Source organism: Rhizobacter sp. SG703, assembly GCF_012275445.1.
Classification (GTDB): domain Bacteria; phylum Pseudomonadota; class Gammaproteobacteria; order Burkholderiales; family Burkholderiaceae_C; genus Rhizobacter.
Window position 1 is genome coordinate 47,075 of record NZ_JAAZQK010000018.1, and the last position, 25,366, is coordinate 72,440.

The window sequence follows — 25,366 nt, forward strand, 5'->3', positions numbered from 1 at the left end:
TTGGGGGAAGGCCGACAATGACGGCCTTCTCCGCTGCAACGCCTCCGCGAAAGCCCCCCATGAGCGACACCTCCTACCCCGACACCCGCCTGCTGATCGACAACCAATGGGTCGACGCCACCGGCGGCAAGACGCTGGACGTGCTGAACCCCGCCACCGGCGCGCCGATCGGCAAGGTGGCGCATGCGTCCACCGCCGACCTCGACCGCGCGCTGGCCGCCACGCAGCGCGGCTTCGAGACCTGGCGCGTCACGCCGGCGCATGAGCGCGCCAACGTGATGCGCCGCGCCGCCGCGCTGCTGCGCGAACGCGCCGACGGCATCGCCCGCCTGATGACGCAGGAGCAGGGCAAGCCGCTCGCCGAAGCCCGCGTCGAGGTGCTGGCCGGCGCCGACATCATCGACTGGTTCGCCGACGAAGGCCGCCGCGTCTACGGCCGCATCGTGCCGTCGCGCAACCTGGCCGCGCAGCAGCTGGTGCTGAAGGAGCCGGTCGGCCCGGTCGCCGCCTTCACGCCGTGGAACTTCCCGATCAACCAGATCGTGCGCAAGCTCGGTGCAGCGCTCGCAAGCGGCTGCTCGTTCCTGGTGAAGGCGCCGGAAGAAACCCCGGCATCGCCGGCCGCGCTGCTGGCCGCCTTCGTCGATGCCGGCATCCCGGCCGGCGTGCTCGGGCTGGTGTTCGGCAACCCGGCCGAGATCTCGGCCTACCTGATCCCGCACCCGGTCATCCGCAAGGTCACCTTCACCGGCTCGACGCCAATCGGCAAGGAGCTCGCGGCGCTGGCGGGCCGCCACATGAAGCGCGTGACGATGGAGCTGGGCGGCCACGCGCCGGTGATCGTCGCCGACGACGCCGATGTCGCGCTCGCGGTGAAGGCCGCCGGCGGCGCGAAGTTCCGCAACGCCGGCCAGGTCTGCATTTCGCCGACGCGCTTCCTGGTGCACAGCAGCCTGAAGGAGGCGTTCACGACGGCGCTGGTGCAGCATGCCGAGAAGCTCAAGCTCGGCGACGGCCTGGCCGAAGGCACCACGCTCGGCCCGCTGGCCAACGCGCGCCGCCTGGGCGCGATGGCCAAGGTGGTCGACGACGCGCGCAAGCGCGGCGCCACCGTCGCGACCGGCGGCGAGCGCGTCGGCAGCAGCGGCAACTTCTTCGCGCCGACCGTGCTGGTCGACGTGCCGCTCGACGCCGACGTGTTCAACAACGAACCCTTCGGCCCGGTCGCCGCGATCCGTACCTTCGAGACGCTCGACGAAGCCATCACCGAAGCCAACCGCCTGCCGTTCGGGCTGGCCGGCTACGCCTTCACCCGCTCGATCAAGAACGCGCACCAGCTGGCGCAGCGCCTGGAGCTCGGCATGCTGTGGATCAACCAGCCGGCCGCCCCGGTGGCCGAGATGCCGTTCGGCGGCGTGAAGGATTCGGGCTACGGCACCGAAGGCGGCCCGGAGGCGATGGAGGCCTACCTGGTCACGAAGAGCGTGTCGATCATGGCCGTTTGACGGCGGCTTTCGCGGTGGGCTGCGGGGTCTGCCCGACCCCGAGGTTCATCGCGTTCAGGATGTCGCCGTTGTCCTGCGACAGCTCCCACGCGAAGACGCCCGCCAGCCCGTGCGCGACCGCGAAGCGGCCCTTGCGCCGCACGCTGCGCGGGTCGTCGTAGCCGATCATCTGCTGCGTGCGCGCATTCCACAGCGTGTACGACTGCGTCCTGCGGTCGAACACCGCCTTCCAGCCCTGCGTGCCGGCGCCTTGGGCGCCGAGCCAGCCGTCGGCCAGCTCGCGGTAGGTGATGTCGCCTTCGGCGCCGGGGAACACGCCGGTGCGCGGCACGCCGTTGAAGCCGTTCGGTCCCGGCCCCTTCACGCCGGCGAAGCCACGGCCGTACATCGCCACGCCGGCCACCAACTTGCTCGCCGGCACGCCGGCCTTCGTCATCACGCGCACCGCGCCTTCGAGGCTGTCGTTCGAACCGGGCGTCGGGCTGGCCAGCGGCGTGTGGTGGCCGGCCAGCGGCGTCCAACCGCCGGCGAAGTCGTAGGTCATCATGAAGACGAGGTCCATCACCTTGGCCGCGCCGGCGTGGTTGACCTTCGTCGCGAGCGATTCGGTGGTGTTGACCGCCGCCGTCAGCAGGTAGCGCCGGCCGGTCTGCGCGGCCAGGCCGTCGAGCACGCGGCGCAGGTCGACCATCAACTCGGCATAGCCCTGCCCGTCGGCCGGCGTGCCGAGCGCGACGCCGTTGGCGCTGCCGTTCGACGTCGGATGCTCCCAGTCGATGTCGACGCCGTCGAACGCGGGATGCGCCTGCAGGAACTGCGCGACGGACGCAGTGAACACCGCGCGCCGCGCCGGGTCGTTCGCGAGGTGGAAGAACGGGTCCGAGCCGCCCCAACCGCCGACCGACGCGAGCACCCTGGCCTGCGGCGCGCGCTGCTTGAAGCGGGCGAAGACGGCATCGAACTCGTCGTCGCGCGCCGACGTGGCGAGCTGGAAATCGGCTTTACCTTCGCAGGCCTGTGCATCCTTGGGCAACTGGCCCGGGCCGCACAGGTGCAGGAAGGCGTAGAGCAGGTGCGTGACATTGCCGGCCGGCACGCGGTCGAGCAGCGCCGGCGGCTGCCAGTTCGGCACGTAGACGCCGACGACCTTGCCGCTGGTCGGCGTGAAGGGGTGGTGCTGTCCGGTGAAGGGCGGCACCGGCTCGGCGGCCGGTGCGGCCATCGTCGTCACGGCCAGGGTCAGGGCCAGCAGCGGGGCACTCCATCGCGATCGGTTCATCGGCGGTCTCGTCGGGTAGGTTGGGAGAAGTTCAGGCACGGCAGGCCGCAGCGGTGCGCGCGAGCGCGGCATCGGTCCAGCGCCGCAACGCGGTGGTCGACAACGCGGTCGGCAGCGAGCGCAGCAGCATCCGGTAGACCGCGCCGCGCGTGACCTTGACGCGCCGCGACGGGTCCAGCCAGCCCGGCGCAGCGAGCAGCAGCTCGAGCGAGGCCAGCCCGAGCATCAGCGGCCACAGCGATGCGAGCCGCAGGCGCAGGCTGCCGGCGGGGATGCGCAGCACGTAGTCGGCGCCGGCACGGTAGCCGGCCAGCGCTTGCGTGCTCAGCTCGACCAGCAGCGGCCGGGCGGCCGCGCGGCGAGCCGGATCGGACAGGTCGGCGACCGTCAGCCCATGCCACACGAGCAACTCGACCGGCAGGTAGCAGCGGCCGTTCGCGAGGTCTTCGGCGGCATCGCGCAGCACGTTCGTCAGCTGCAGCGCCTGGCCGTAGGCGACGCCCTTCGCGACCATCTCATCGCGCGACCACACCTGCAGTTCGGGCCGATGGCGCATCGCGATGTCGGTCCAGAACTCGCCGACGCAGCCGGCGACAAGATACGTGTAGCGATCGAGCTCGGCGCGGGTCTGCAGCGGCACCGGCGCGCCGGCGCGGCCCTGCTCGAAATGCCGCAGGTCGAAGCACATGCCGTCGGTCAGTGTCGTGACGACGCGGCGGATGTCGGCGATGTCGGCGGCCGGCTGCCGGCGCAGCAGGTCCAGGGCCTCGGGCAAGGCGGCCATCAGCGCGGCCTCGCCGGCGTCGGCGGGTGTGCCGGCATCGATCGGCTGCCAGGGCAGGCTGCCGGTCACCTGGTCGCGCCACGACAGCAGCTGCGCGAGGCGCTGCGCCGCGGGGCGGCCGGGCGTATCGGCGACGGTGTCGGCCGCGCGGGCGAGCAGGTAGGCCAGGCTGACCGGCGCGCGCATGCCCGGCGGCAACATGCGCAGGCTCAGGTAGAACGAACGGGAGACGCGCTTCAGCAGCTCGCCGAGCAGCTTGTCGGTGGTGACGGGCATGGGCTGGCAATGTAGCCGCAATGGCACCGGGCCTCCCGCCCGTTCATCCTGAGCCGCCCACCCGTTCGCCCTGAGCCTGTCGAGGGACCTGCGCACATCGAACCGGGGCTTCGACAGGCTCAGCCCGAACGGAGTCAAGGCTCAGCCCGAACGGAGTCAGATCTCAGCCCGAAGGGCTGCACTTGCCCTCAGCCCGACGACTTGAACACCCCGAACAGCCGCCCGATGCGGCCGGCGATGCCGCGCTCGCCGGACGACACCTTGATCAGCGGGCTGGTCGGCCGCGCGCCGAATGGGTCGGCGGTCTGCACGCCGCGCGTCGCGGCGGTGCCCACGCGCGCCGGGGCCGCCCGGGGCACAGCCGCCGCGGCGGCCGCCGGCGCCGCACTCGGCGGCACCGTCATGCGTGCCGCCGCGCGGGCCAGCACGTCGGCCTTCGCGGCCGCCGCCCAGGCCTGCTCGACCCACGCGAGGATCGGCTTCCATTGCGCCAGGTCGGCCTCGACCTTCGCGGGCGGCAGGTCGAACAGCGTCGCGCCCTGCTCGACGCAGCGCACATAGGCCTGCGTCTCGCGCAGCGCGCCGAGGTACGGGAAATTCGCCTGCGCCGCCCACTCGACCATCTGCTCGGCGGCCTTGGTGCGGGCGTCGAGCCGCATGCCGACCATCGCGACCTTGCAGCGCCCGCTGGCCACGCGCGGCAGCGTCCGCAGTTCTTCGTAGCAGGCGGCGGCGGATTCGCGGTCGAAGACCGAATGGCAGACCGGCATCACGATCACGTCGGCATACATCACGACGCGGGCCAGTTCGCTGTCGCGCAGGCCGCCAGGGGTGTCGATCACGACATGGCTGATGCCGGCGGGCGGGCGCAGCACGCTGCGCGGGTCGACGGCCCAGCCGACCACCGGGGCGCCCTGGGCCACCGGCTGCTCGGCGCGGCGCTTCAGCCACGCGAGCGACGACTGCTGCCGGTCGACATCGCCGAGCATCACCTTCAGCCCCTGGCGGGCGCAATAGCCGGCAAGGTGGGTCGCCAGCGTGCTCTTGCCACTGCCTCCCTTGCGATTGATGACGGCTACCACGCGCATGGACGATGAAACCCGGGTCCTGCCAGAACGGCCACCGATTACATCACCGAAGCGCCCGCGCCGGGCTCGGTACAAGCCTCCTTTCACCCTGTTCACGTTTGGATACCGCCGGTCGTTGCGGGCGTGCCGAAACCGGCGCCGGTTCCGTCGCGCGCTTTTTTTCAATGCACCGCCGTCCGCGCCAGCGCCTCGCCATCCGGCAGGAAGGCATGCAGCTGCGTCGCCGGCAGCTCGAAGCTGACGGGGTCGCCGAGCTTCAGCGACTCGTCGGTCACCTTCGCCAGCAGCGGTGGCTCGTCGTCACGCCAGGTCACGTAGGCGTAACTGAATTCGCCCAGGTGCTCCAGGTGGCTGATGTGGCCGCGGCCGTCGCCCTGCCCGAGCTGCACGTGTTCCGGCCGCACGCCGAGCGTGATCTCGGTGCCGGCGGCGACCCGCGATGCATCGACCGCGGCGCGGCAGGCCAGCCCGCCGGGCAGGCGGCAGTCGAGCCGTGTCGCATCGCCGGCGACTGCCGCGGCCGGCAGGAAGTTCATCGACGGCGAGCCGATGAAGCCGGCGACGAAGCGGTTCTGCGGGCGGTGGTACAGGTCGAGCGGCCGGCCGATCTGCGCAACGCTCAGCAGGCCCTTGGCCGCCGCATCGGGGCGCAGCAGCACGATCTTGTCGGCCAGCGTCATTGCCTCGACCTGGTCGTGCGTCACGTAGACCATGCTGACGTTGCCGAGCTTGCGGTGAAGCCGCGCGATCTCGACGCGGGTGTTGATGCGCAGCGCGGCGTCGAGGTTGGACAGCGGCTCGTCGAACAGGAAGACCTTCGGCTGGCGCACGATCGCGCGACCGATCGCGACGCGCTGGCGCTGGCCGCCGGACAGCTGGCGCGGCTTGCGCTCGAGCAGCGCTTCGAGCTTCAGCATGCCGGCGGCCTCGCCGACGCGGCGCTCGATCTCGGCCTCGGGCAGCTTGTGGTGGCGCAGCCCGAAGGCCATGTTCTCGTGCACCGACATGTGCGGGTACAGCGCGTAGCTCTGGAACACCATCGCGACGTTGCGCTGCGCCGGCGGGAGCTCGTTGACGACCTGGCCGTCGATCACGATCTCGCCGCCGCTGACGTCGTCGAGGCCGGCGATCAGCCGCAGCAGCGTCGACTTGCCGCAGCCCGACGGGCCGATGAAGACGCAGAACTCGCCGGGGGCGATCGTCAGGTCGACGTCGTTGAGGATCGCGACGTTGGCGAAGCTCTTGCGGACCTTGCGGAGTTGGATCTGGGACATCTCGGTTCCTTCAGTGAGTGTTCGACGAGGCTTCGACAAGCTCAGCCCGGCCCTTCGACAGGCTCAGGGCGAACGGGGTGCATTCCGTTCGATGGGTGCATTCCGTTCGTCCTGAGCCTGTCGAAGGGCCCAGGCAGCGGGCGACTCAACGCAGCGCGAACACCGCCTCCTGCGGCTCCAGCACGATGTCGCCCCCATCGATGCGGCCGCCGAAACCATGCCCGCCGACCGCCTGCCACGCGCCCTGCAACCCGTGCGCCATGCGCGCCGGCCGGTCGGACAAATTGAACGCGCACAGCATCTGCTCCGCCCCATCGCCGCGCATGAACGCGACCACCTGGTCGTGCGCCGGCAGCAGCGCCATCGACCCCTGGCGCAGCGCCGGCTGCGTTGCGCGCCAGGTCAGGAAATTGCGGTAGCGGTTCAGCACCGACGTCGGCTGCGGCGCCTGCACATCGACCGCGCGTTGGCGCTGGGCGTCGGGCACCGGCAGCCATGGCGCGCCGCTCGTGAAGCCGGCATTCGGTGCCGCGGCCACCCACAGCATCGGCGTGCGGCAGCCGTCGCGGCCGACGAACTCCGGCCACATCTCCTTGCCGTACGGGTCCTGGATCTGCTCGAACGGAATCACCGCCTCGGCCAGCCCGAGTTCCTCGCCCTGGTACAGGCAGATCGAGCCGCGCAGCGAACCGAGCAGCCCCACCAGCAGCGGCGCGACGCGTTCGGCCGGGCCGAGGCCTGCCCAGCGTGTGACGACGCGCACCACGTCGTGGTTGTTCAGCGCCCAGCACACCCAGGCATCGCCGGCCTCGGCCAGCATCTCCGCAAGCACCGCATGCACATAGCGCGGCTCGTGGCGCTCGGTCATCAGGTTGAAGGTGTAGGCCATGTGCAGCCGCGCACCGGTGGTGTACGCGCGCAGCGTGGCGTATTCGTTGTCGTCGCCGATCTCGCCGATGGTCGTGATGCCGGGGTAGCGGTCGCACAGCGCGCGAAAGCGCTGCAGGAACGCGAGGTTCTCCGGCTGCGTCTTGTCGAACAGGTGGCTTTGCCGCGCATACGGGTTCGCGCGCGGCACGCCGACCGCGAACTTCCCCGCCGGCTGCGGCGGGTTCGAACGCAGTTGCCGGTCGTGGAAGTAGAAGTTCACCGTGTCGAGCCGGAAGCCGTCGACGCCGCGCTCGAGCCAGAACTGCGCGGCGTCGAGCACCGCGTCCCGCACCTGCGGATGGTGGAAGTTCAGGTCCGGCTGCGAGGCCAGGAAGTTGTGCATGAAGTACTGCTGCCGCTTCGTCTCCCATTGCCACGCGCTGCCGCCGAACAGCGACAGCCAGTTGTTCGGCGGCGAGCCGTCGGGCTGCGGGTCGACCCAGACGTACCAGTCGGCCTTCGGGTTGTCGCGGCTCGCGCGGCTCTCGACGAACCACGGGTGGTCCTTCGATGTGTGGCTGATCACCAGGTCGATCAGGATGCGGATCTTCAGCGCATGGGCGCGGGCCACCAGCGCGTCGAAATCGGCCAGCGTGCCGAACATCGGGTCGACGTCGCAGTAGTCGGTGACGTCGTAGCCGAAGTCGCGCATCGGCGAGCGGAAGAACGGCGAGATCCAGATCGCGTCGGCGCCGAGCGACGCGATGTGGTCGAGCCGCTGCGTGATGCCGGCGAGGTCGCCGACGCCGTCGCCGTTGCTGTCCTGGAAGCTGCGCGGGTAGACCTGGTAGATGCAGGCGCCGGCCCACCAGTCGGATGGAGTTGTCATGGTCGTTTGCTTGAAGAGAGAGGATCAGCCCTTGACCGAGCCGGCCGTGAGGCCGGCGACGATCTGCCGTTGAAAGTAAACCACCAGACCGATCAGCGGCAAGGTGACGATCACCGACGCCGCCATGATGGCTCCCCACGGCGCCTCGTAGCCGTTGCCGGCGCTGACCAGCGCGATCGCGACCGGCACGGTGCGCTGCTCGGTGCTGATCGTGAAGGTCAGCGCGAACAGGAACTCGTTCCACGCCGCGATGAACGCGAGCAGCCCGGTGGCCACCATCGCCGGCCACAGCAGCGGCATGAAGATGCGGAAGATCAGCGTGAAGACGCCCAGGCCGTCCATCATCGCGGCCTCTTCGACTTCCTTCGGCAGCTGGCGCATGAAGGTCACCAGCACCCACACGGTGAACGGCAGCGTGATGACGAGGTCGGCAAGCAGCAGCGCGCCGAGGTGGTCGTACAGGCCGAACGCCTGCACCAGCTCGAACATGCCCGACAGCACCGCCACCTGCGGGAACATCGACGCCGACAGCACGGTGAGCATCAGCGTGCCGCGCCCGCGGAAGCTGACGCGCGACAGCGCCCACGCGGCCGGCAGGCTCAACGCGAGCGACAGCGCGACGACACCGCCGGCGACGACGGCCGAGTTCAGCAGATTGCGGGCGAACGGCTGGTCGCGGAACAGGCTGGCGTAGTTGACGAGGGTCGCATGGGCCGGCCACAGCTCGGGCGAGAACAGCGCGGTGCCCTGCTTCAGCGAGGTGGACACCGCATACAGCAGCGGGAACAGCGAGACGAACAGCAGCAGCGCGGCCGATGCGTAGTACAGCGCCGACATCGCCGGCGTGCGTTTATAGATGCTCGGGCCGTTCATGCAGAAGCCTCCTCGACGCGGCGGCGCGTGGCGCCGAGGTACACGATGGTGACGAGCGCGATCATGAAGAACAGCACCGTCGCCGACGCCGAGCCGAAGCCGACCTGCTGGAAGTCGATCAGCTGTTCGCGCACGTAGATCGACATGCTCTTGGTCGCCCGGCTGTTGGACGTCATCACGTAGATCACGTCGAACACGCGCAGCGCATCGAGCGTGCGGAACACGACGGCCACGGCAACGCCCGGCACGATCAGCGGCAGCGTGATGCGGCTGAACACCCGCCAGGTCGGCACGCCGTCGACCTTGGCCGCTTCGTAGCAGTCGAGCGGCACCATCTGCAGCGCCGCGAGGATCAGCAGCGCCATGAACGGCGTGGTCTTCCAGACGTCGACCATCACGACGGTGAACAGCGACAGCGTCGGGTCGGCCGTCCACGCGAGCGGCGCCGCGATGAGCCCGAACGCCAGCAGGTAGTGGTTCACGACGCCGAACTGGTCGTGCAGCATCCAGCTCCAGATGCGCGCCGACACGACGGTGGGAATGGCCCAGGGCACCAGCATCGCGGCGCGCAGCAGCGTGCGCAGCCGGGAAGGCTGGTTGATCACCAGCGCGACGCCGAGGCCGAGCACCGTCTCGAGCGTGACCGACAGCAACGCGAACGCGAAGGTGACGCCGACGGCCCGCCACCAATCCGGATCGCGCAGCACGCCGTACTCGCCGCCATAGTTCTCGAGGCCGATGAACTTCCATGCGTCGAGGTGGGCGAGCGACGCATCGGTCAGGCTGAACCACAAGGTGCGGGCGAGCGGCCAGCCGGCGACGGCGAGCAGCACGACCAGCATGGGCGTGAGCATCCACCAGGCCCACTTCACGCGTTGCCTCGTCAGGCCGGACATGTCGGGTCTCCTTGCGTGGTTCTTGTGCGTCGTGGCGGGTGGTGCGAGGAACCCGGCGTTCGCAGAGGAATCCCGTTCGCCCTGGAAGGGCCGGACTGAGCTTGTCGAAGGCCGTGCGCGTCGGGCACAACCCTTCGACGGACGAGCCCTCGACAGGCTCGGTCCCTGCTCAGGGCGAACGGGGGAGGCGCTTCAGTTCCAACGGCCTCCACGGCCGATCTGATTGAGCCGCTGATCGAGCTTCGCCACAGCCTCTTCCGGCTTCGCACTGCGCGACAACACCTCGTGCGCCGCGTTCCAGAACTCGTTGCTGACCTGGTTGTAGCGAGAAGCCGTCACGGTCGCCGGCCGCGGCACCGCGCTCGCGAACGTGCCGGCCAGCTGGCTCATGAACGGGTTCGCGGCCACCACGTCCTTGTCCTGGTACAGCGTCGCCACCGTCGGGTTGAACGAGCCCTTCAGCGCCCGCTCCTTCTGCACCTCGGCACTCGTCATGTACATCACCAGGTCGGCCGCCAGCGCCGCATTCTTCGAGTACTTCGACACCGCCAGCTGCTGGCCGCCCAGCGCCGCGGCGTTCGAGCCGGCATCGCCGCCCTTCGGCAGCACGGCCACGCCGACCTTGTTCTTGATCGGGCTGTCGTCGCGCTGCGCCAGCGACCAGGCATACGGCCAGTTGCGCATGAACACCGCGTTGCCGGCCTGGAACACGCCGCGCGATTCTTCCTCGGCATAGTTCAGCACCGCCGTCGGCGAAATGGTGCCGACCCACGACGCGGCCATCGCCAGCGCCTTTGTGGTCGCCGGGTTCTTCACCGACACCTTGCCCGCGCTGTCGACGATGGTGCCGCCGCCGTAGCTCGACACCCACTCCAGCGCATTGCAGGTCAGGCCCTCGTAGGCCCGGCCCTGCCACACGTAGCCCCACATCTTGTCGTTGCCGGCGGCGCGCTCGGCCGACTGGATCTTCTGCGCGGTGTCGGTCAGCTGCTCCCAGGTCACCGGCACCTTCAGGCCGTGCTTCTCGAGCAGGTCCTTGCGGTAGTACAGCAGCCCGGCGTCGATGAACCACGGCATCGCGACCAGCCGGCCCTGCACGCTGCCATTGGCCACCATCGACGGGAAGTGCGTTTTCTCGACCCCCTTGCTGAACGGCTTCAGGTCCAGGAAGTGCGAACCGAGGATGCCCGGCCACACCACGTCGACCTGGAATACGTCGATCTTGTCGGACTGCGACCCCAGCACCTGCTGGTACAGCGCCAGCCGCTCGCTCGCATCGTTCGGCGTCGAGACCACCTCGACGGTGTGGCCGGCCTTCTTCGCCCAGGCCTCGGCCGCGCTCTTGCACAGCTCCAGCTCCTGGCCGACGGCACCGCACGAGATCTTCAGTGTGGCCGCGTTGGCTGCCGCCGTCGCGAACAAAAAGCCGGCCGCAGCCAGCGCCAGCATCGGGCGTCTTTGCATCATCGTCTGTCTCCATCCGTGGTCGGGCCGGATCGCATCCGGTTCTTGGAACGGCATTACAGCGGCCGCCGGCCCCGCCAAGATGTCGAGTGTGAGCGGCGGCCCCGCCGGCGTTGTCATTTTTGAAACATGGCTACAGTCGGCGCATGACGCTGCACGACCGCGCTTTCGATCCCGACGAGCTGTCGGTGACGATCTCCGAGCTGCTGGTGGCCACCGCCGACGGCACCGACCCCGGCATCGACCACGCCGTCACCGAGGTGCTGCGCACGCTGCGCGACCGCCTGAAGATGGACGTGGTGTTCGTCTCGGAGTTCATCGACGGCCAGCGTGTGTTCCGCTTCGTCGACGGCGACCAGGCGCCGATGCGCCCCGGCGACGGCAATCCGCTCGAGGAAAGCTACTGCAAGCAGGTGGTCGACGGGCGCATGCCGGAGCTGGTGCACGACGCCTCGGCGATCGCGAAGGACATCGGCCTGCCGCACACCGACGTGCAGGTCGGCGCCCACCTCAGCACGCCGATCATGATGCCCGACGGCAGCGTCTACGGCACGCTGTGCTGCTACAGCGCAGCCGCGAACCCTGCGCTGCGCAAGCGCGACCTCGACAACCTGCGCAACTGCGCGGTGCTGGTCGCCCGCAAAGTCACCGCGGCCTGGAAGGCCCACCTGCCGGGCTCCGCGGTCGACTGGTCGCTGGAGCCGCTCAGCGCCGAACGCTGGAAGCTGAAGTGAACGCCGGGTGAGCCGCGGCGCCGGGCCGGACCCGGCGGCAGCAATCCACGCATCCCCCGAACGAAGGTGTCGCGCCGTGCGCACGGCCGCCCGCCACTGGCTACCATCGGTCCCGTGCGTTCGCTCCTGCGGGCGCCCGGACTGAGGCCCATCCCCGTGTTTGAAACCATCATCGCCGGCACCGTGCTCCTGGTCTGCGCCATCCTGCTGGTGCGCCTGACGCTGAACGTGCGCCGACGAATGCAATTCGATTTCGCGATGCAGCGCTGGTGGGCCACGCTGTGCGGCACCTGGCTGCGGCTGTGGCGCTGGCCGGCCGCGCGCCGCCAGGCCAGCCGCGAGACGCGCGACGCGATCGAGCGCGCCCGCGGCGGAGAATGGGACGGCAACGTGTACCGCCCCAGATCCTTCCGCAAGCCCCGCAAACCGCACTGATGTCCATGACCGACACCCGTTCTGCCGCCCCCGCTCCTCGCATCGCGCTGATTGCCCACGACCACAAGAAAGACACGATGGTCGAACTGGCGCGCGAATACCTCGCCTTCCTGAAGACGTGCACGCTGTGCGCGACCGGCACCACCGGCAGCCGGCTGCAGGACCAGCTGGGACTGACGGTGCAGCGCATGCTGAGCGGCCCGCTCGGCGGCGACCTGCAGATCGGCGCAAAGCTGGCGCAGGGCGAGATCGACCTGGTGGTGTTCCTGCGCGACCCGATGACGCCGCAGCCGCACGAGCCCGACATCAACGCACTGGTGCGGGCCTGCGACGTGCATGATGTGCCCTGCGCCACCAACCTCTCGACGGCACGGCTGGTGCTGGCGCGCTTGTCGGAAAGACGCTGAGCCACGCGGCACGCCGTTTGCCCCTCTCCCGGACAGGCGCATTGCCTGCAGGAGAGTTGGCATGTCTTACCGCTCAGACCATTCCGATGCCCGGCGTCGCCGCGTCGAAGGTCCGTCACGCGATCCGCGCGATCACGCCGGGCTGGAGCGCCCGGCGGCGCATCCGAAAAGCACGGGATCTGACAGAAACTCGTCGCGCACGCCGGCAAATCGTGCCGGTTGACGTTACGCGCGGACCAGCCGCAGCCGCGTGATCTCGGACGGCGCGCCGAGGCGTTTCGGCGGGCCCCAGTAGCCCGTTCCGCGGCTCACGTACACCCACAGCGCGCCCAGCTTGTGCAGCCCGGCGACGAACGGCTGCTGCAGCGGCACGAACAGGTTCCACGGCAGGAACTGCCCGCCGTGCGTGTGGCCTGACAGCTGCAGGTCGAACCCGGCCGCGGCGGCCGCCGGCGCGCTGCGCGGCTGGTGCGCCAGCAGCACCTTCGCATGCGCCTCGTCCGACGCGCCCCGCAGCGCGCGCGCCGGATCGCTGCGCTGCTGCTCGTCGAAATGGTGGGCGCCAAAATCGGTCACGCCCGCCAGCAGCAGGCGCCCCGCACCATGCTTCAGCAGCAGGTGCTCGTTCATCAGCACCGTGATGCCGAGCCGCCGCAGCTCGGCCACCCAGGCCGGCGCACCCGAGTAGTACTCGTGGTTGCCGGTGACCGCGAACACGCCGTGCCGCGCCTGCAGCCGCCCGAGCGGCGCGGTGTGCGCCGACAACTCCGGCACCCGGCCGTCGACCAGGTCGCCGGTCAGCGCCATCACATCGGCGTCCAGCGCATTCGCCGCATCGACCACGCGGTCGACAAAACCCTTGCGGATCGTCGGCCCGACGTGCAGGTCGCTGATCTGCACCAGCGTGAAGCCCTCGAGCGCCGGCGGCAGGTCGGCGATCGGCACGTCGACGCGCCGCACGCCCGGCCGGCGCCGCGCGTTCAGCAGGCCGAGCAGGCTCGCGAGCAGCGCCAGCGCCGGCACCGCGACGGCCGACCCCTGCAGCACCGACGCCGGGATCGCCGCGGACCCACTGACCAGGTTCCACCCACCCCAGGCCAGCAGCACCGCGTCGCGCCCCAGTGTCAGCACCAGCAGCGTCGAGAAGAAGCCCATCGCGATCAGCCCGGCCCAGGCCAGCACCCCGGTGGCCGCGCGCCGCCCGAGGATCGGGCTCGCGGCCGACAGCACCAGCAGGAACAGCGCGGCCAGCAGGCCGGCACCGACCCATCCCCAGGGCGCCGGCAGCACCCCCAGCAGGCGCGACCCGATGTAGGCATGGAAGGCAGCCAGCAAGGCCACCGGGAGCAACGGAAACGACATGGCAGAACCTGTCCTGAAGGGGCAAGCCCCACAGGTGGGGCCGGCTGCAGCCATCTCAACAGAACCCCTCTCCCCGAAATCCAGGAAAACCCGGGCCATTCGACGCAACAAAGTACAGGTCTTGGCGCGAGCCGTACCAAATCGTTCAAAGGCATACGTCTATCGTTGCGGCTGCGGACGTGGCGCACCACGGCGCATCGCATCGACAGCATCAATCCGACAACGATGGAGACACCAATGACAAACAAGACCCCGGTGAAGACGGCGCTGGTTCTGGCCCTGGGCGCGCTCGGCGCCGTGGCCGCCACGTCTTCGCACGCCACCGACCTCGTGATCGCGACCGTCAACAACGGCCACATGATCGAGATGCAGAAGCACACGAAGGACTTCGAGAAGGCGAACCCCGGCATCACGCTGAAGTGGGTCACGCTCGAAGAAGGCGTGCTGCGCCAACGCGTCACCACCGACATCGCCACCAAGGGCGGCCAGTTCGACGTGATGACGATCGGCCTGTACGAGGCCCCGATCTGGAGCAAGAAAGGCTGGCTGAAGGAGATCGCCACCGATGCCGCCTACGACGTCGACGACCTGCTGCCGGCCATCCGCAGCGGCCTGTCGCTGGACGGCAAGCTGTACGCCGCGCCGTTCTACGGCGAGAGCTCGATGACGATGTACCGCGACGACCTGGTCAAGGCCAAGGGCCTGACCATGCCGGCCAACCCGACCTGGGCGCAGATGGCCGACATCGTCTCGAAGATCCACGACCCGGCCAAGGGCGTGTACGGCCTGTGCCTGCGCGGCAAGCCGGGCTGGGGCGACAACATGGCCTTCCTGACGACGATGGTCAACACCTACGGCGGCCAGTGGTTCGACATGAGCTGGAAGCCGCAGATCGACACCAAGCCGTGGAAGGACGCGATCGGCCAGTACGTCGACCTGATGAAGAAGTACGGCCCGCCCGGCGCGTCGGCCAACAGCTTCAACGAGAACCTGGCGCTGTTCAACGAAGGCAAGTGCGGCGTGTGGATCGACGCCACCATCGCCGCGTCGTTCGTCAGCGACCCGAAGCAGTCGAAGGTGGCCGACAAGGTCGCGTTCGTGCAGGCGCCGCAGGCCGTCACGCCGAAGGGCGCGAACTGGCTGTGGTCGTGGAACCTCGCGATCCCGTCGTCTTCGAAGAAGTCGGCCGAAGCGCAGAAGTTCATCACCTGGGCGACGTCGAAGGAGTACATCAACCTGATCGCGCAGAGCTCCGGCTGGCACACCGTGCCGACCGGCACGCGCAAGTCGACCTACGCGAACCCCGAGTTCCAGAAGGTCGCGAAGTTCGCGGTCGAGGAACAGAAGGCGATCAACAGCGCGAACCCGAACGACAGCACGCTGCCGAAGTCGCCGTACGTGGGCGTGCAGTACGCGGCCATCCCGGAGTTCCAGGCGATCGGCATCGCGGTGGGCCAGCAGATGAGCGCGGCGCTGTCGGGCAAGGTCACCGTCGACCAGGCCTTGAAGACCTCGCAGACCGCCGCCGAGCGTGAAATGACCAAGGGCGGCTACTTGAAGAAATAGGCTTTCCTCCCAGCCCTTTTCAGCCCCGCGCCGGCGTGTGCCGGCCGGGGGTCAGTGCCTGACGGAGGTTCCACGCCATGACCCGACTCCTGCCCCGCGCGCTGATGGCGCCGGCGGTCACCACGCTGTTCCTGTGGATGATCGTGCCGCTCGCGATGACCATCTGGTTTTCGCTGGTGCACTACAACCTGATGCAGCCCGGCGAGAAGACCTTCGTCGGCATCGAGAACTTCCACTACTTCATCACCGATCCGGACTTCTGGCCGGCGGTGCTGCAGACGCTCGAACTGCTCGGCGCGGTGATCGCGATCACCGTGGTGCTGGGCGTGGGCCTCGCGCTGCTGGTCAACGAGCCCTTCCCCGGCCAGGGCATCGTGCGCGTGCTGCTGATCTCGCCGTTCTTCGTGATGCCCACGGTGAATGCGCTGCTGTGGAAGCACATGATGATGAACCCGATCTACGGGGTGCTCGCGCACGTGTGGCATTTCTTCGGCGCGACACCGGTCGACTGGATGACCGACCTGCCGCTCGCGTCGGTGATCCTCATGCTGTCGTGGCAATGGCTGCCGTTCGCCTGCCTGATCTTCATCACCTCGCTGCAGTCGCTCGACCGCGAGCAGATGGAAGCCGCCCGCATGGACGGCGCCAACGCGCTGCACCAGTTCTGGTACCTGACGCTGCCGCACCTGGGCCGCTCGATCGCGGTCGTCGTGATGATCGAGATGATCTTCCTGATGAGCGTGTTCGCCGAGATCTTCACCACCACCGGCGGCGGGCCCGGCAACGAAAGCACCAACCTCGCGTTCCTGATCTTCAAGCAGGCGCTGATGAACTTCGATGTCGGCGTGGCGTCGGCGGGGGCCTTGTTCGCCGTCGTTCTCGCCAACATCGCCGCGGTGTTCCTGATCCGCATGGTCGGCAAGAACCTCGATTGAACGGATGCACGCCATGAGCACCACCTACCCCAACGGCTTCCCGTACGTCCGCACCTTCTTCGCGTGGGCGATCGCGCTGCTGCTGTTCTTCCCGCTGCTGTGGCTCGGGCTGACGGCGTTCAAGACCGAGATGCAGGCGATCGCGGTGCCGCCGCAGCTGATCTTCACGCCGACGCTGTCGAGCTTCGTCGAGGTGCAGCAGCGCAGCGACTACCTGCTGTACGCGAAGAACTCGCTGATCACCAGCCTCGTCTCGACGATCCTCGGCTTGATGATCGCGGCGCCCGCGGCCTATTCGATGGCGTTCTTCCGCACGAAGCGCACCCGCGACATCCTGATGTGGATGCTGTCGACCAAGATGATGCCGGCGGTCGGCGCGCTGGTGCCGGTGTACGTGATGGCGCAGACCACCGGCCTGCTCGATTCGCTGCCGGCGCTGATCATCGTGTTCACGCTGTCCAACCTGCCGATCATGGTGTGGATGCTCTACAGCGCCTTCAAGGAGGTGCCCAACGACATCCTCGAGGCGGTGCGTCTCGACGGCGCGACGGTGTGGGACGAGTTCCGCCACGTGATCCTGCCGCTGACGATGGGCGGCATCGCGTCCACCGGGCTGCTGTGCCTGGTGCTGGCATGGAACGAGGCCTTCTGGTCGCTGAACCTGACCTCGGCCAATGCCGGCACGCTGGCCGCGCTGATCGCGTCGTACTCCAGCCCCGAAGGCCTGTTCTGGGCCAAGTTGTCGGCCGCGTCGCTGCTGGCCATCGCGCCGATCATCGTGTTCGGCTGGTTCAGCCAGAAGCAGCTGGTGCAGGGCCTGACCTTCGGCGCCGTCAAATAAACAAGGAGACCTTCCATGTCGTTTCTCGAACTCAAGGGCATCGTCAAGGAATTCGGCCCGGTGCGCACCATCAAGGGCATCGACCTGCAGATCGAGAAGGGCGAGTTCATCGTCTTCGTCGGACCGTCGGGTTGCGGCAAGTCGACGCTGCTGCGGCTGATCGCCGGGCTCGAAGCCACCACGCAGGGCTCGCTGCAGCTGGACGGCCGCGACATCACCCACGTGCCGTCGGCCAAGCGCGACCTCGCGATGGTGTTCCAGTCGTACGCGCTGTACCCCCACATGACGGTGTTCGACAACATGTCGTTCGCGCTGAAGCTGGCCAAGGTCGACGTGGCCACGCGCCAGCAGAAGGTCGAGCGCGCCGCGAAGATCCTGAACCTGACGCAGTACCTGCAGCGCACGCCGAAGGAGCTGTCCGGCGGGCAGCGCCAGCGGGTCGCGATCGGCCGCGCGATCGTGCGCGCGCCCAAGGTGTTCCTGTTCGACGAGCCGCTGTCGAACCTCGACGCCGCGCTGCGCGGCCAGACCCGTGTCGAGATCGCGAGCCTGCACCGCGACCTCGGCGCGACCACGATCTACGTGACGCACGACCAGGTCGAGGCGATGACGCTGGCCGACCGCGTGGTGGTGCTGCGCGACGGCCTGATCGAACAGGTCGGCACGCCGCTGGAGCTGTACGACCACCCGGCCAACCAGTTCGTCGCGCAGTTCATCGGCACGCCGCAGATGAACGTCGTGAAGACCGCCGCGGTGCCCGAACTGTCGCGCCTGGCCGGCACGCGGTTGCCCACCGACGGCGCGGTGGGCGTGCGGCCCGAGTACGTGCGCGTCGGTGCCGCCGGAACCGGCCTCGCGGCCCGCGTGGAGCTGATCGAATCGCTCGGCTCCGACACGCTGATCCACACCCGCATCGGCGAGTCGCACGACGGCGTGCCGCTCGTCTCGCGGCAGAGCGAGCGCACCACGCTGAAACCGGGCGACACGGTCGGCATCAGCTTCGACGCGACCGCCCTCCACCTCTTCGACGCGCAGGGACGGACGCTGCGCGCGCTGCAGCAAGCCGCTTAGCGATGCGAGCCTCTCCATGACGACCATGCCCCTCATCATCCTCCACCTCGGCCTCGGCTCGTTCCACCGCGCGCACCAGGCCGTCTACCTGCAGAAGCTGATCGACCAGGGCGACACCACCTGGCAGATCGCCGGCGGCAACCTGCGCCCCGACATGGCCGATACCATCGCCGCGCTGCAGGCGCAGGGCGGCGCCTACACGCTGGAGACGGTGTCGCCGGCCGGCGAGCGCTTCTACGAGCGCATCACCGCGATCCGCCGCATCGTGCCGTACACGCCCGACCTGGCCGGGCTGATCGACATCGGCGCCGATGCGGCCACCCGCATCATCTCGTTCACCGTCACCGAGGCCGGCTACTACCTCGACGACCAGAACCGGCTCGACGACAGCTTCGCCGACCTGGCCAGCGACCTCGCCGGCAGCACCCGCAGCACGATCTACGGCGCGATGGCCGCGATCCTCGCCGAGCGCCGCCGGCGCGACGCCGGCCCGGTGACGCTGCTGAACTGCGACAACCTGCGCGGCAACGGCGAGCGCTTCCGCGCCGGCTTCCTCGACTTCCTGGCGCGCCGCGGCGAAACCGCGCTGCACGCCTGGGTCGAGCAGCACACCAGCTCGCCGAACGACATGGTCGACCGCATCACGCCTCGCCCGCTGCCCGACATCGCGCCGCGCGTGAAGGTCGCGACCGGCGTCGACGACGGCGCGCCGGTGATGGGCGAACGCTTCATCCAGTGGGTCATCGAAGACCACTTCATCAACGGCCGCCCGGCCTGGGAGAAGGCTGGTGCCGAGATGGTGGCGTCGGTGCTGCCGTACGAGGAAGCGAAGATCCGCATCCTGAACGCGAGCCACAGCTGCTTCGCGTGGGCCGGCACGCTGCTCGGCTACCAGTACATCCACGAGGACGTGGCCCACCCGGCGATCCGCCGGATGGCGTTCGACTACGTGACGAACGACGTGATCCCGTCACTGGAGTCGTCGCAGAAGCCTTACCCGCTGGACCTCGCTGCGTACCGCGACGTCGTGATCGACCGCTTCAGCAACCCGTACCTGCTGGACACCAACCAGCGCGTCGCGATGGACGGCTACGCGAAGATCGCCGGCTTCCTGTGGCCGACCTTCCGCGAGTGCCTCGCCCGCGGTGCATCGATCGCGGCGGTCGCGAAGCTGCCGGCGCTGTTCTTCGAATTCCTCGGCCGCTGGCACCGCGGCGAGCTGAGCTACACCTACCACGACCAGGGCATGGACGTGGCGGCGGCGCATGCGATCTTCGACAGCGCCGACCCGCTGGCAGCGTTCAGCCGCGACCCGGTGCTGTGGGGCCCGCTGGCCGGCGATGCGCGGCTGGTGGCCGCGCTGCAGCAGGCGCACGCCGAGGTGAAGTCCTTCCTGAAGGAGAACGGCCATGGCTGATCTCGGCCGCACCGGCCGCCTGGCCGACTGCCACGCGCTGCTGACCGGCGCCGGCGGCGGCATCGGCCTCGCAGTGACGCGGGCCTTCCTGCGCGAAGGCGCCCGCTGCACCGCGGTCGACCTGCCGGCCGCCGCGCCGCCCGAGCTGCAGGCACTGGCCGAACAGCACCCGGGCCGCTTCCAGTACCTGGGCGGCAACGTCGCGCGCAGCGACGACATCGCGCGCTTCGTCGCCGGCGCGCACGAGCGGCTGGGCAGCGTCACGACGCTGTTCAACAACGCCGCGGTGTTCGACCTGGCGCCGCTGCTCGAGTCGGACGAAGCGATGTACCAGCGCTTGTTCGACGTCAACGTGCGCGGCATGTTCTTCACGATGCAGGCGGTGCTGCGCCGCATGGTCGACGGCGGCGTGCGCGGCAGCATCATCAACCTCGCGTCGCAGGCCGGGCGCCGCGGCGAAGCGCTGGTGTCGCACTACTGCGCGAGCAAGGCGGCGGTGATCAGCTACACGCAGTCTGCCGCGCTCGCGATGGCGCCGAACGGCATCCGCGTCAACGGCATCGCGCCGGGCGTGGTCGACACGCCGATGTGGGGCCAGGTCGATGCGCTGTTCGCGCGCCACGAGCACCTGCAGCCGGGCGAGAAGAAGGCGGCGGTCGGCAAGGCGGTGCCGCTGGGCCGCATGGGCGTGCCGGACGACATCGCCGGCGCCGCGGTCTTCCTGGCCAGTGGAGAATCGGCTTACATCACCGCACAGACACTCAACGTCGACGGCGGCAACGTGATGAGCTGATGACGATGAACACCCACCGGATCCGCAGCCCCGAACTCGAGCACGACTTCGTGCGCGACACCAAGCTCGGCTACGAGCCCGAAGGCACCTATGGCTACGTGCGCTGCCTGGAGCACGGCGTGCCGAACCCGCTGGTGCGCTGGCATTACCACGAGGAATACGAGCTGCACCTGATCATCGAGACGCGCGGCAAGGTGTTCGTCGGCGACTACATCGGGCATTTCGAGCCGGGCCACCTGGTGCTGACCGGGCCGCGGCTGCCGCACAACTGGATCTCCACCGACATCCCGGCCGAAGGCGTGCCGCTGCGCGACGTGGTGCTGCAGTTCTCCGACGAGCCGCTGCGCCGCGCGACCGACCTGATCCCCGACCTGCGCGACGTGCTGCCGCTGCTGGAGCGGGCGCGCCACGGCATCGAGTTCTTCGGCATGAGCGACCGGGCGCGCGAGCGGCTGGTGCGCATCCGCAGCCTGCACGGGCTGAAGCGCTTCACCGAGTTCCTGGAGTTCCTCGGCGAGCTGTCGGAGTGCAGCGACTACCGGCTGCTGTCGAGCATGCCGCTGCAGAGCTTCGACGACGACACCTCGCTGGCGCAGATCAGCACCATCGTCGACTACATCACCGAGAACAGCGCCAGCCAGTTCTCGATGGCCGAGCTGAGCAAGCGCGTCGGCATGAGCGAGAGCCAGTTCTCGCGCTACTTCCGGCGCGCCACCGGCAACACCTTCACCGATTTCGTGAACCGGCTGCGCGTGACGCGGGCCTGCCAGCTGCTGATGGAGACGGATCGGTACATCACCAACGTCTGCTACGACGCGGGGTTCAACAACGTCGCGAACTTCAACCGGCGTTTCCTGGAGATCAAGGGGATGACGCCGAAGGAGTTCCGCAAGCAGGGCGAGGCTCGGTTCGGTGGGGGCGCCCCTCGGCAAGGCTGAGGGCTCGCGTCAGACCTCGCGAACGTCTCGCATGCCCTTGAGACGAAGGGATTTGCCTTCCGAATCGTCACAGCACGCCAGGTCGTCAATAGGCTTGCCACTGCAGGCTTCGCAACTGCTGCTGAGTGCCCACCCGCACCAAGTCCATGCTGACCCCGCGATTAGCCATGGATTTCGCGCGCTCGGCCAAATGCTCCATCGCATTGCCATGAACCCAGACGCGGCTGTTACCCGCAGTCAGCTCAAAGGATCGAGGAATCGAAGTTCCAGACCACACCCCCTGGGCCACCTTGATCGAATCCCTGACGGTGCCTGTTCCCTTTGCGGCAACAGCGAATCTCACCGTCCACTGTCGTACTTTTGGGCTGAAGTCCCAGTGCAATCAAGGACTTGCAGCCGGTCAAGCCCGACATCGCCGGCAGTGTAAAAGCCGAGACCCCCTGAGGCGGATTTGGCCGGACACGCACGCGCGAGGAAGCGGCCGAGCTTCCTTCTGTAGCTGCCTTGCAGCCTCACGCGCGGGCACAACGCCGCATCGAGTCAAGGCCGCGAAGCGCCCGAAGGGCTTGGCCTTGACGCGCTCCGAACTGAACACGCTGGCCGGGTGCGGTGCAAGGCGACTCTGGCGGCTTGCACCGCATCCGAAGCAGGCGCGGCGCCACGCACTGCACGGCCGTGCCGGTGCAGGCGGCGACACCTTCAGCCGCAACACGCGCAATCAACTCAAGCAGGTCTTCGATGCGCTGCGCGAGTTGATGACGCCGCCCAATCCGCCCAAGCGGCCTATCGGGTTCGTCAGGCCGACGAGAAGAAGAGCAAGGGCTGAACTTCAGCACCTCGATGCAGCGACGCCCGCACAGGGCGGGCGCCTTTCGCTGTCAGTCCTCGGCGCTCCGACCTTTGACCATCTGATGGGCAAGCTCGAAGCCAGTCGGCGAGCAGCCCAGCTTTCGCAAGTCTTCCAGTTGCTCTTGAGTCACCGGAGATATCGAGATCCTCTCCAGGTCCGGTGATCCAACACCCACGAACTGCCCGACCGCAGATGCTTGGAGAACACCGCTCTCAAGGTCAGCCAGCGTCTCGCCACCCTCAGAGGGCAGCAGAATTCGACGCGGCGGGTCAACCCCTTCGGCCTGTTGCAGCGCTTTGATTTGCGGCCACCAGTTGCCTTCGATGGGAATCAATTCGAACGCCCGGAAGAGGCGAGATTTTGAATCGCCCAACGACGAGAACCGAACTCCTTCGCCCGAGGGATAGAGCGCTAAACCGCGCTCGGGGCCATCGTAGTAGTCAAACGCGAGGATCACCGCGAATCCAGGGTCACTGGCCGAACCGGAGCCCCGGGCGAATTCGTGAAGCGACTCACTTGAAGAGCTCATTCCATATCCTCACTACATCGGGCGTAATTGGTTTCGGCAGTTCAACCGTGTGATGGTTCAGATCTTTCCCGGTCTGCTGAACCTTGAACCCCGCTGCCTCAACTGAACTGCAAGTCGCGCATCGCACAACTTGCCCAGCTTTCGCCGCCGAACTCGTGCTCACGGAGACGCCGTGAACTCCAAGCACATTCTCTGCCGCCTGTGCTTGGCTCTCGAGTAGCTTCTTGGTGTCCATGGGACCACGCCGGAACAGTAGCTTCTCGCCTTCCGCCGCGCCCTTTGAGGCCAACGCCTCAGCCTTCAATGCGGAACCGGCCTCGACGACCACCTTCTCGACGCGGATGATAGCCATCGTGGCCTTCAACACCCCGGGTACGGCAGCCACTCCTGGCAGGCCGGTCAGCGGCTCGGTCGCTTGGGCCATCGGCTCAAGAATGTTGTCCGCGATCCAGCCTCTCACGCCCTGCGGTGCAGCCGGTTGTTGCGCAGTGGAAGTGGAGCCCGGGATCTGGCAGGCACCCGAACAGACAGTTCGAGCCTCAGCCTCGTCAGCTGCGGCCTGATTCATGATCTGCGTGACGTTGCCCGTCATCGCAGGTGTGTTCTCCATCGCGGGGAAGAGTCCTTGACTGACGAGCCCAGCCAGTTTCTCCGCTCCGCCGGCCGCCTCGATCGCCTGCCTCAAGTACGCATTCGGCCGAGTCTTATCCGAGCCGCCGATCGTCGGGTTGTCGATCAACACGCGCCAATCGTCGCTGCGTCCGAACGCCGACAGCCCCGTCGGATCCGTGAAGACCAACGCGTTGTTCAACACATAGCTGTACCGATTGAACGCCTGCGCATTCGCCGGATCCGGCACCGTCGGGTCCGCACTGGTGTGCCGCCCGAGCAGCGGGTCGTACATCCGCGCGTTCATGTTCACCAGCCCCAGCTGGTCCAGGTGCTCGTGGCCGGTGTAGCCGCTGTGGTCCTGCGCGTTCTTCAGGCTGCCCCATTGCGGGCCGGTGTCGTCGCTGCCATCGGCGTTGCGCCGGCGGCCCCACGCGTCGTAGCTCATGCGCTGCAGCACCGCCTGCGCCTGGTCCATCTCCACCAACGTGGAGCCGAGGTGGTCGGTCAGGAAGTAGCGCAGGTTGCGCGTGCCGTCGGCCGTCGCTGCGGTTGCCGTACCGCTGAACTTCTCCTCGATGAAACCGAGCTGCGCCGGCAGCACCGTGCGAATCGTCGTCGTGTTGGCCGCGGTGTCGATCTCCTTTTCAATGGCGCCGCCGTACCAGATCGTCGTGGTCGGGCTTCCCGCCACCTCGCCGCTCACCGGGCTGATGGTCTGCCGGGTTCTCGCGTGATCTGGGCCGTACAGGAACGCCGTGCGCTGCACCGCGTTCGTCCCGTCCAGCTTGTCGATGCTCGACGGCATGTCGTAGGCCGTCCACGCATAGCGGCGGCCCATGCCGGTCTTCAGGTTGCCATTGACCTCGTAGCTGAAGCCCGGGTTCGCCAGCCCGGCCACCGTGCCCAGCACCGACGCCACCGCGTTCGGCGCGGTGCTGCCCGCGCCCGACGGCGGGTAGCGGTACAGCCCGACGCCGGTCTTGCTGGTCAGGTTGCCCAGCTCGTCGTAGGTCGTCGTCTTCGTGACCCCGCCGATCGTGCTGGTGTTCAGCCGGTTCAGCGCGTCGTAGGTGAAGCTCTCGTTCAACGCGGCGCCGCCGTTGCTCATCAGCTGGCTGCGGCTCTCCAGGTTCCCGAGCACGTCGTAGTCGTAGCTGTCGTTCTGGAACTGCGCATCGGCCGCCGACACCCCGCTGCGGATGCTGTTCAGGCGCCCGGTGTACGGGTTGTAGCCCCGGCGCGTCACCGCGCCGTTGCCGAGCTGCTCCTGCGTCAGCCGCCCCTCGGCGTCCATCGCCTGCGCGGTCCACAGCGTGATCGCCGCCGTGTTCGCGCCCTCGTAGCGGTCGATGCGGTCCGCATAGCCAATTGAGTTGTAGTGCTGCTGGAAGGTGTTCGACGCGGCCACCGCGCCGGTGGCACCGGCCCCCCTGGCCGAGCGGCTGTGCGTCGTGCGGTCCGGTCGGCCGAACGCGTCGTAGGTCACCGTGCTGGCGTAGTCCGCGTCCAGGCTCGTCACCGTCGTGCTCGGGCGGCCGAGCGCGTCGTAGCTGTGCACGCGCCGGTAGTCCTTCGTGTTGCCGGCCCAGGTGAAGGTCTCGGCCAGCTCGCCGGTGCCCTGGGTCGCGGTGTCGTACTCCCAGCGGCTGTCCAGGTCCGGCTCCAGCCGGCGCGTCAT

22 protein-coding genes are annotated in these 25,366 nt (G+C 68.5%); 11 read left to right on the forward strand and 11 right to left on the reverse strand.

Annotation, left to right across the window (positions count from 1 at the left end):
- The first annotated feature begins 59 nt into the window (after window positions 1-59).
- On the forward strand, window positions 60-1,505 hold the full coding sequence (locus tag FHT26_RS28380) for an NAD-dependent succinate-semialdehyde dehydrogenase (protein ID WP_168563433.1): 1,446 nt from the start codon (window positions 60-62) through the stop codon (window positions 1,503-1,505).
- On the opposite strand, the gene FHT26_RS28385 is transcribed toward FHT26_RS28380, so the two are convergent.
- The 8 genes from FHT26_RS28385 to FHT26_RS28420 form a co-directional block, all read right to left on the reverse strand.
- Complete coding sequence (locus FHT26_RS28385) at window positions 1,492-2,784, reverse strand: glycoside hydrolase family 18 protein (RefSeq protein WP_168563434.1); 1,293 nt, start codon at window positions 2,782-2,784, stop codon at window positions 1,492-1,494. The genes FHT26_RS28380 and FHT26_RS28385 overlap by 14 nt on opposite strands.
- Window positions 2,785-2,815: 31 nt before the next feature.
- Complete coding sequence (locus tag FHT26_RS28390; protein ID WP_168563435.1) at window positions 2,816-3,844, reverse strand: phytoene/squalene synthase family protein; 1,029 nt, start codon at window positions 3,842-3,844, stop codon at window positions 2,816-2,818.
- Between the two features lie 188 nt (window positions 3,845-4,032).
- Window positions 4,033-4,932: a ParA family protein gene (locus FHT26_RS28395; RefSeq protein ID WP_168563436.1), complete on the reverse strand. Its 900-nt coding sequence runs from the start codon at window positions 4,930-4,932 to the stop codon at window positions 4,033-4,035.
- Between the two features lie 161 nt (window positions 4,933-5,093).
- Window positions 5,094-6,206: an ABC transporter ATP-binding protein gene (locus FHT26_RS28400; RefSeq protein WP_168563437.1), complete on the reverse strand. Its 1,113-nt coding sequence runs from the start codon at window positions 6,204-6,206 to the stop codon at window positions 5,094-5,096.
- Window positions 6,207-6,351: 145 nt separating this feature from the next.
- Entirely contained in the window at window positions 6,352-7,965 is a 1,614-nt protein-coding gene (locus FHT26_RS28405) for an alpha-glucosidase (RefSeq protein WP_168563438.1), read from the reverse strand.
- A 24-nt stretch (window positions 7,966-7,989) separates the two neighbouring features.
- Window positions 7,990-8,838, reverse strand: coding sequence for a carbohydrate ABC transporter permease (locus tag FHT26_RS28410; RefSeq protein ID WP_210427642.1), 849 nt, complete (start codon window positions 8,836-8,838; stop codon window positions 7,990-7,992).
- On the reverse strand, window positions 8,835-9,734 hold the full coding sequence (locus tag FHT26_RS28415) for a carbohydrate ABC transporter permease (RefSeq protein WP_168563439.1): 900 nt from the start codon (window positions 9,732-9,734) through the stop codon (window positions 8,835-8,837). The genes FHT26_RS28410 and FHT26_RS28415 overlap by 4 nt, the downstream gene beginning before the upstream one ends.
- A 192-nt stretch (window positions 9,735-9,926) precedes the next feature.
- Window positions 9,927-11,201, reverse strand: a complete 1,275-nt coding sequence (locus tag FHT26_RS28420; protein WP_210427643.1) for an ABC transporter substrate-binding protein — start codon at window positions 11,199-11,201, stop codon at window positions 9,927-9,929.
- Between the two features lie 143 nt (window positions 11,202-11,344).
- On the opposite strand from FHT26_RS28420, the gene FHT26_RS28425 reads away from it, so the two are divergent.
- The 3 genes from FHT26_RS28425 (at window position 11,345) to FHT26_RS28435 (ending at window position 12,774) form a co-directional block, all read left to right on the forward strand.
- Entirely contained in the window at window positions 11,345-11,932 is a 588-nt protein-coding gene (locus FHT26_RS28425; RefSeq protein WP_168563440.1) for a GAF domain-containing protein, read from the forward strand.
- 156 nt (window positions 11,933-12,088) lie between these two features.
- Window positions 12,089-12,367 carry a hypothetical protein gene (locus tag FHT26_RS28430; protein ID WP_168563441.1) on the forward strand — a complete coding sequence of 93 codons (279 nt, stop codon included), beginning with the start codon at window positions 12,089-12,091 and terminating at the stop codon, window positions 12,365-12,367.
- Window positions 12,368-12,372: 5 nt separating this feature from the next.
- A complete protein-coding gene (locus tag FHT26_RS28435) occupies window positions 12,373-12,774 on the forward strand; it encodes a methylglyoxal synthase (RefSeq protein WP_246868141.1) in 402 nt (133 codons plus the stop codon).
- 225 nt (window positions 12,775-12,999) lie between these two features.
- Here the strand turns inward: FHT26_RS28435 and FHT26_RS28440 are convergent, their stop codons facing one another.
- Window positions 13,000-14,136, reverse strand: coding sequence for a metallophosphoesterase (locus FHT26_RS28440; protein ID WP_168563443.1), 1,137 nt, complete (start codon window positions 14,134-14,136; stop codon window positions 13,000-13,002).
- 237 nt (window positions 14,137-14,373) lie between these two features.
- On the opposite strand from FHT26_RS28440, the gene FHT26_RS28445 reads away from it, so the two are divergent.
- The 7 genes from FHT26_RS28445 (at window position 14,374) to FHT26_RS28475 (ending at window position 21,697) form a co-directional block, all read left to right on the forward strand.
- Window positions 14,374-15,702, forward strand: a complete 1,329-nt coding sequence (locus tag FHT26_RS28445; RefSeq protein WP_168563444.1) for an ABC transporter substrate-binding protein — start codon at window positions 14,374-14,376, stop codon at window positions 15,700-15,702.
- A gap of 77 nt (window positions 15,703-15,779) precedes the next feature.
- Window positions 15,780-16,637: a carbohydrate ABC transporter permease gene (locus tag FHT26_RS28450; protein WP_168563445.1), complete on the forward strand. Its 858-nt coding sequence runs from the start codon at window positions 15,780-15,782 to the stop codon at window positions 16,635-16,637.
- 13 nt (window positions 16,638-16,650) lie between these two features.
- Window positions 16,651-17,478, forward strand: a complete 828-nt coding sequence (locus FHT26_RS28455) for a carbohydrate ABC transporter permease (protein ID WP_168563446.1) — start codon at window positions 16,651-16,653, stop codon at window positions 17,476-17,478.
- 15 nt (window positions 17,479-17,493) lie between these two features.
- Window positions 17,494-18,549: an ABC transporter ATP-binding protein gene (locus FHT26_RS28460; protein ID WP_168563447.1), complete on the forward strand. Its 1,056-nt coding sequence runs from the start codon at window positions 17,494-17,496 to the stop codon at window positions 18,547-18,549.
- A 25-nt stretch (window positions 18,550-18,574) separates the two neighbouring features.
- Entirely contained in the window at window positions 18,575-19,966 is a 1,392-nt protein-coding gene (dalD, locus tag FHT26_RS28465; RefSeq protein ID WP_210427645.1) for a D-arabinitol 4-dehydrogenase, read from the forward strand.
- On the forward strand, window positions 19,959-20,759 hold the full coding sequence (locus FHT26_RS28470) for an L-iditol 2-dehydrogenase (protein ID WP_168563449.1): 801 nt from the start codon (window positions 19,959-19,961) through the stop codon (window positions 20,757-20,759). Before dalD ends, FHT26_RS28470 begins: the two co-directional genes overlap by 8 nt.
- Window positions 20,759-21,697: an AraC family transcriptional regulator gene (locus FHT26_RS28475; RefSeq protein ID WP_168563450.1), complete on the forward strand. Its 939-nt coding sequence runs from the start codon at window positions 20,759-20,761 to the stop codon at window positions 21,695-21,697. The genes FHT26_RS28470 and FHT26_RS28475 overlap by 1 nt, the downstream gene beginning before the upstream one ends.
- Before the next feature lie 878 nt (window positions 21,698-22,575).
- Here FHT26_RS28475 and FHT26_RS28480 read toward each other — a convergent pair.
- Both FHT26_RS28480 and FHT26_RS28485 read right to left on the reverse strand, forming a co-directional pair.
- Window positions 22,576-23,004 (reverse strand): hypothetical protein, encoded by a 429-nt coding sequence (locus tag FHT26_RS28480; protein ID WP_168563451.1) that lies wholly within the window; start codon window positions 23,002-23,004, stop codon window positions 22,576-22,578.
- A gap of 55 nt (window positions 23,005-23,059) precedes the next feature.
- On the reverse strand, window positions 23,060-25,366 hold a 2,307-nt coding region (locus FHT26_RS28485; protein ID WP_168563452.1), incomplete at its 5' end, for an RHS repeat domain-containing protein.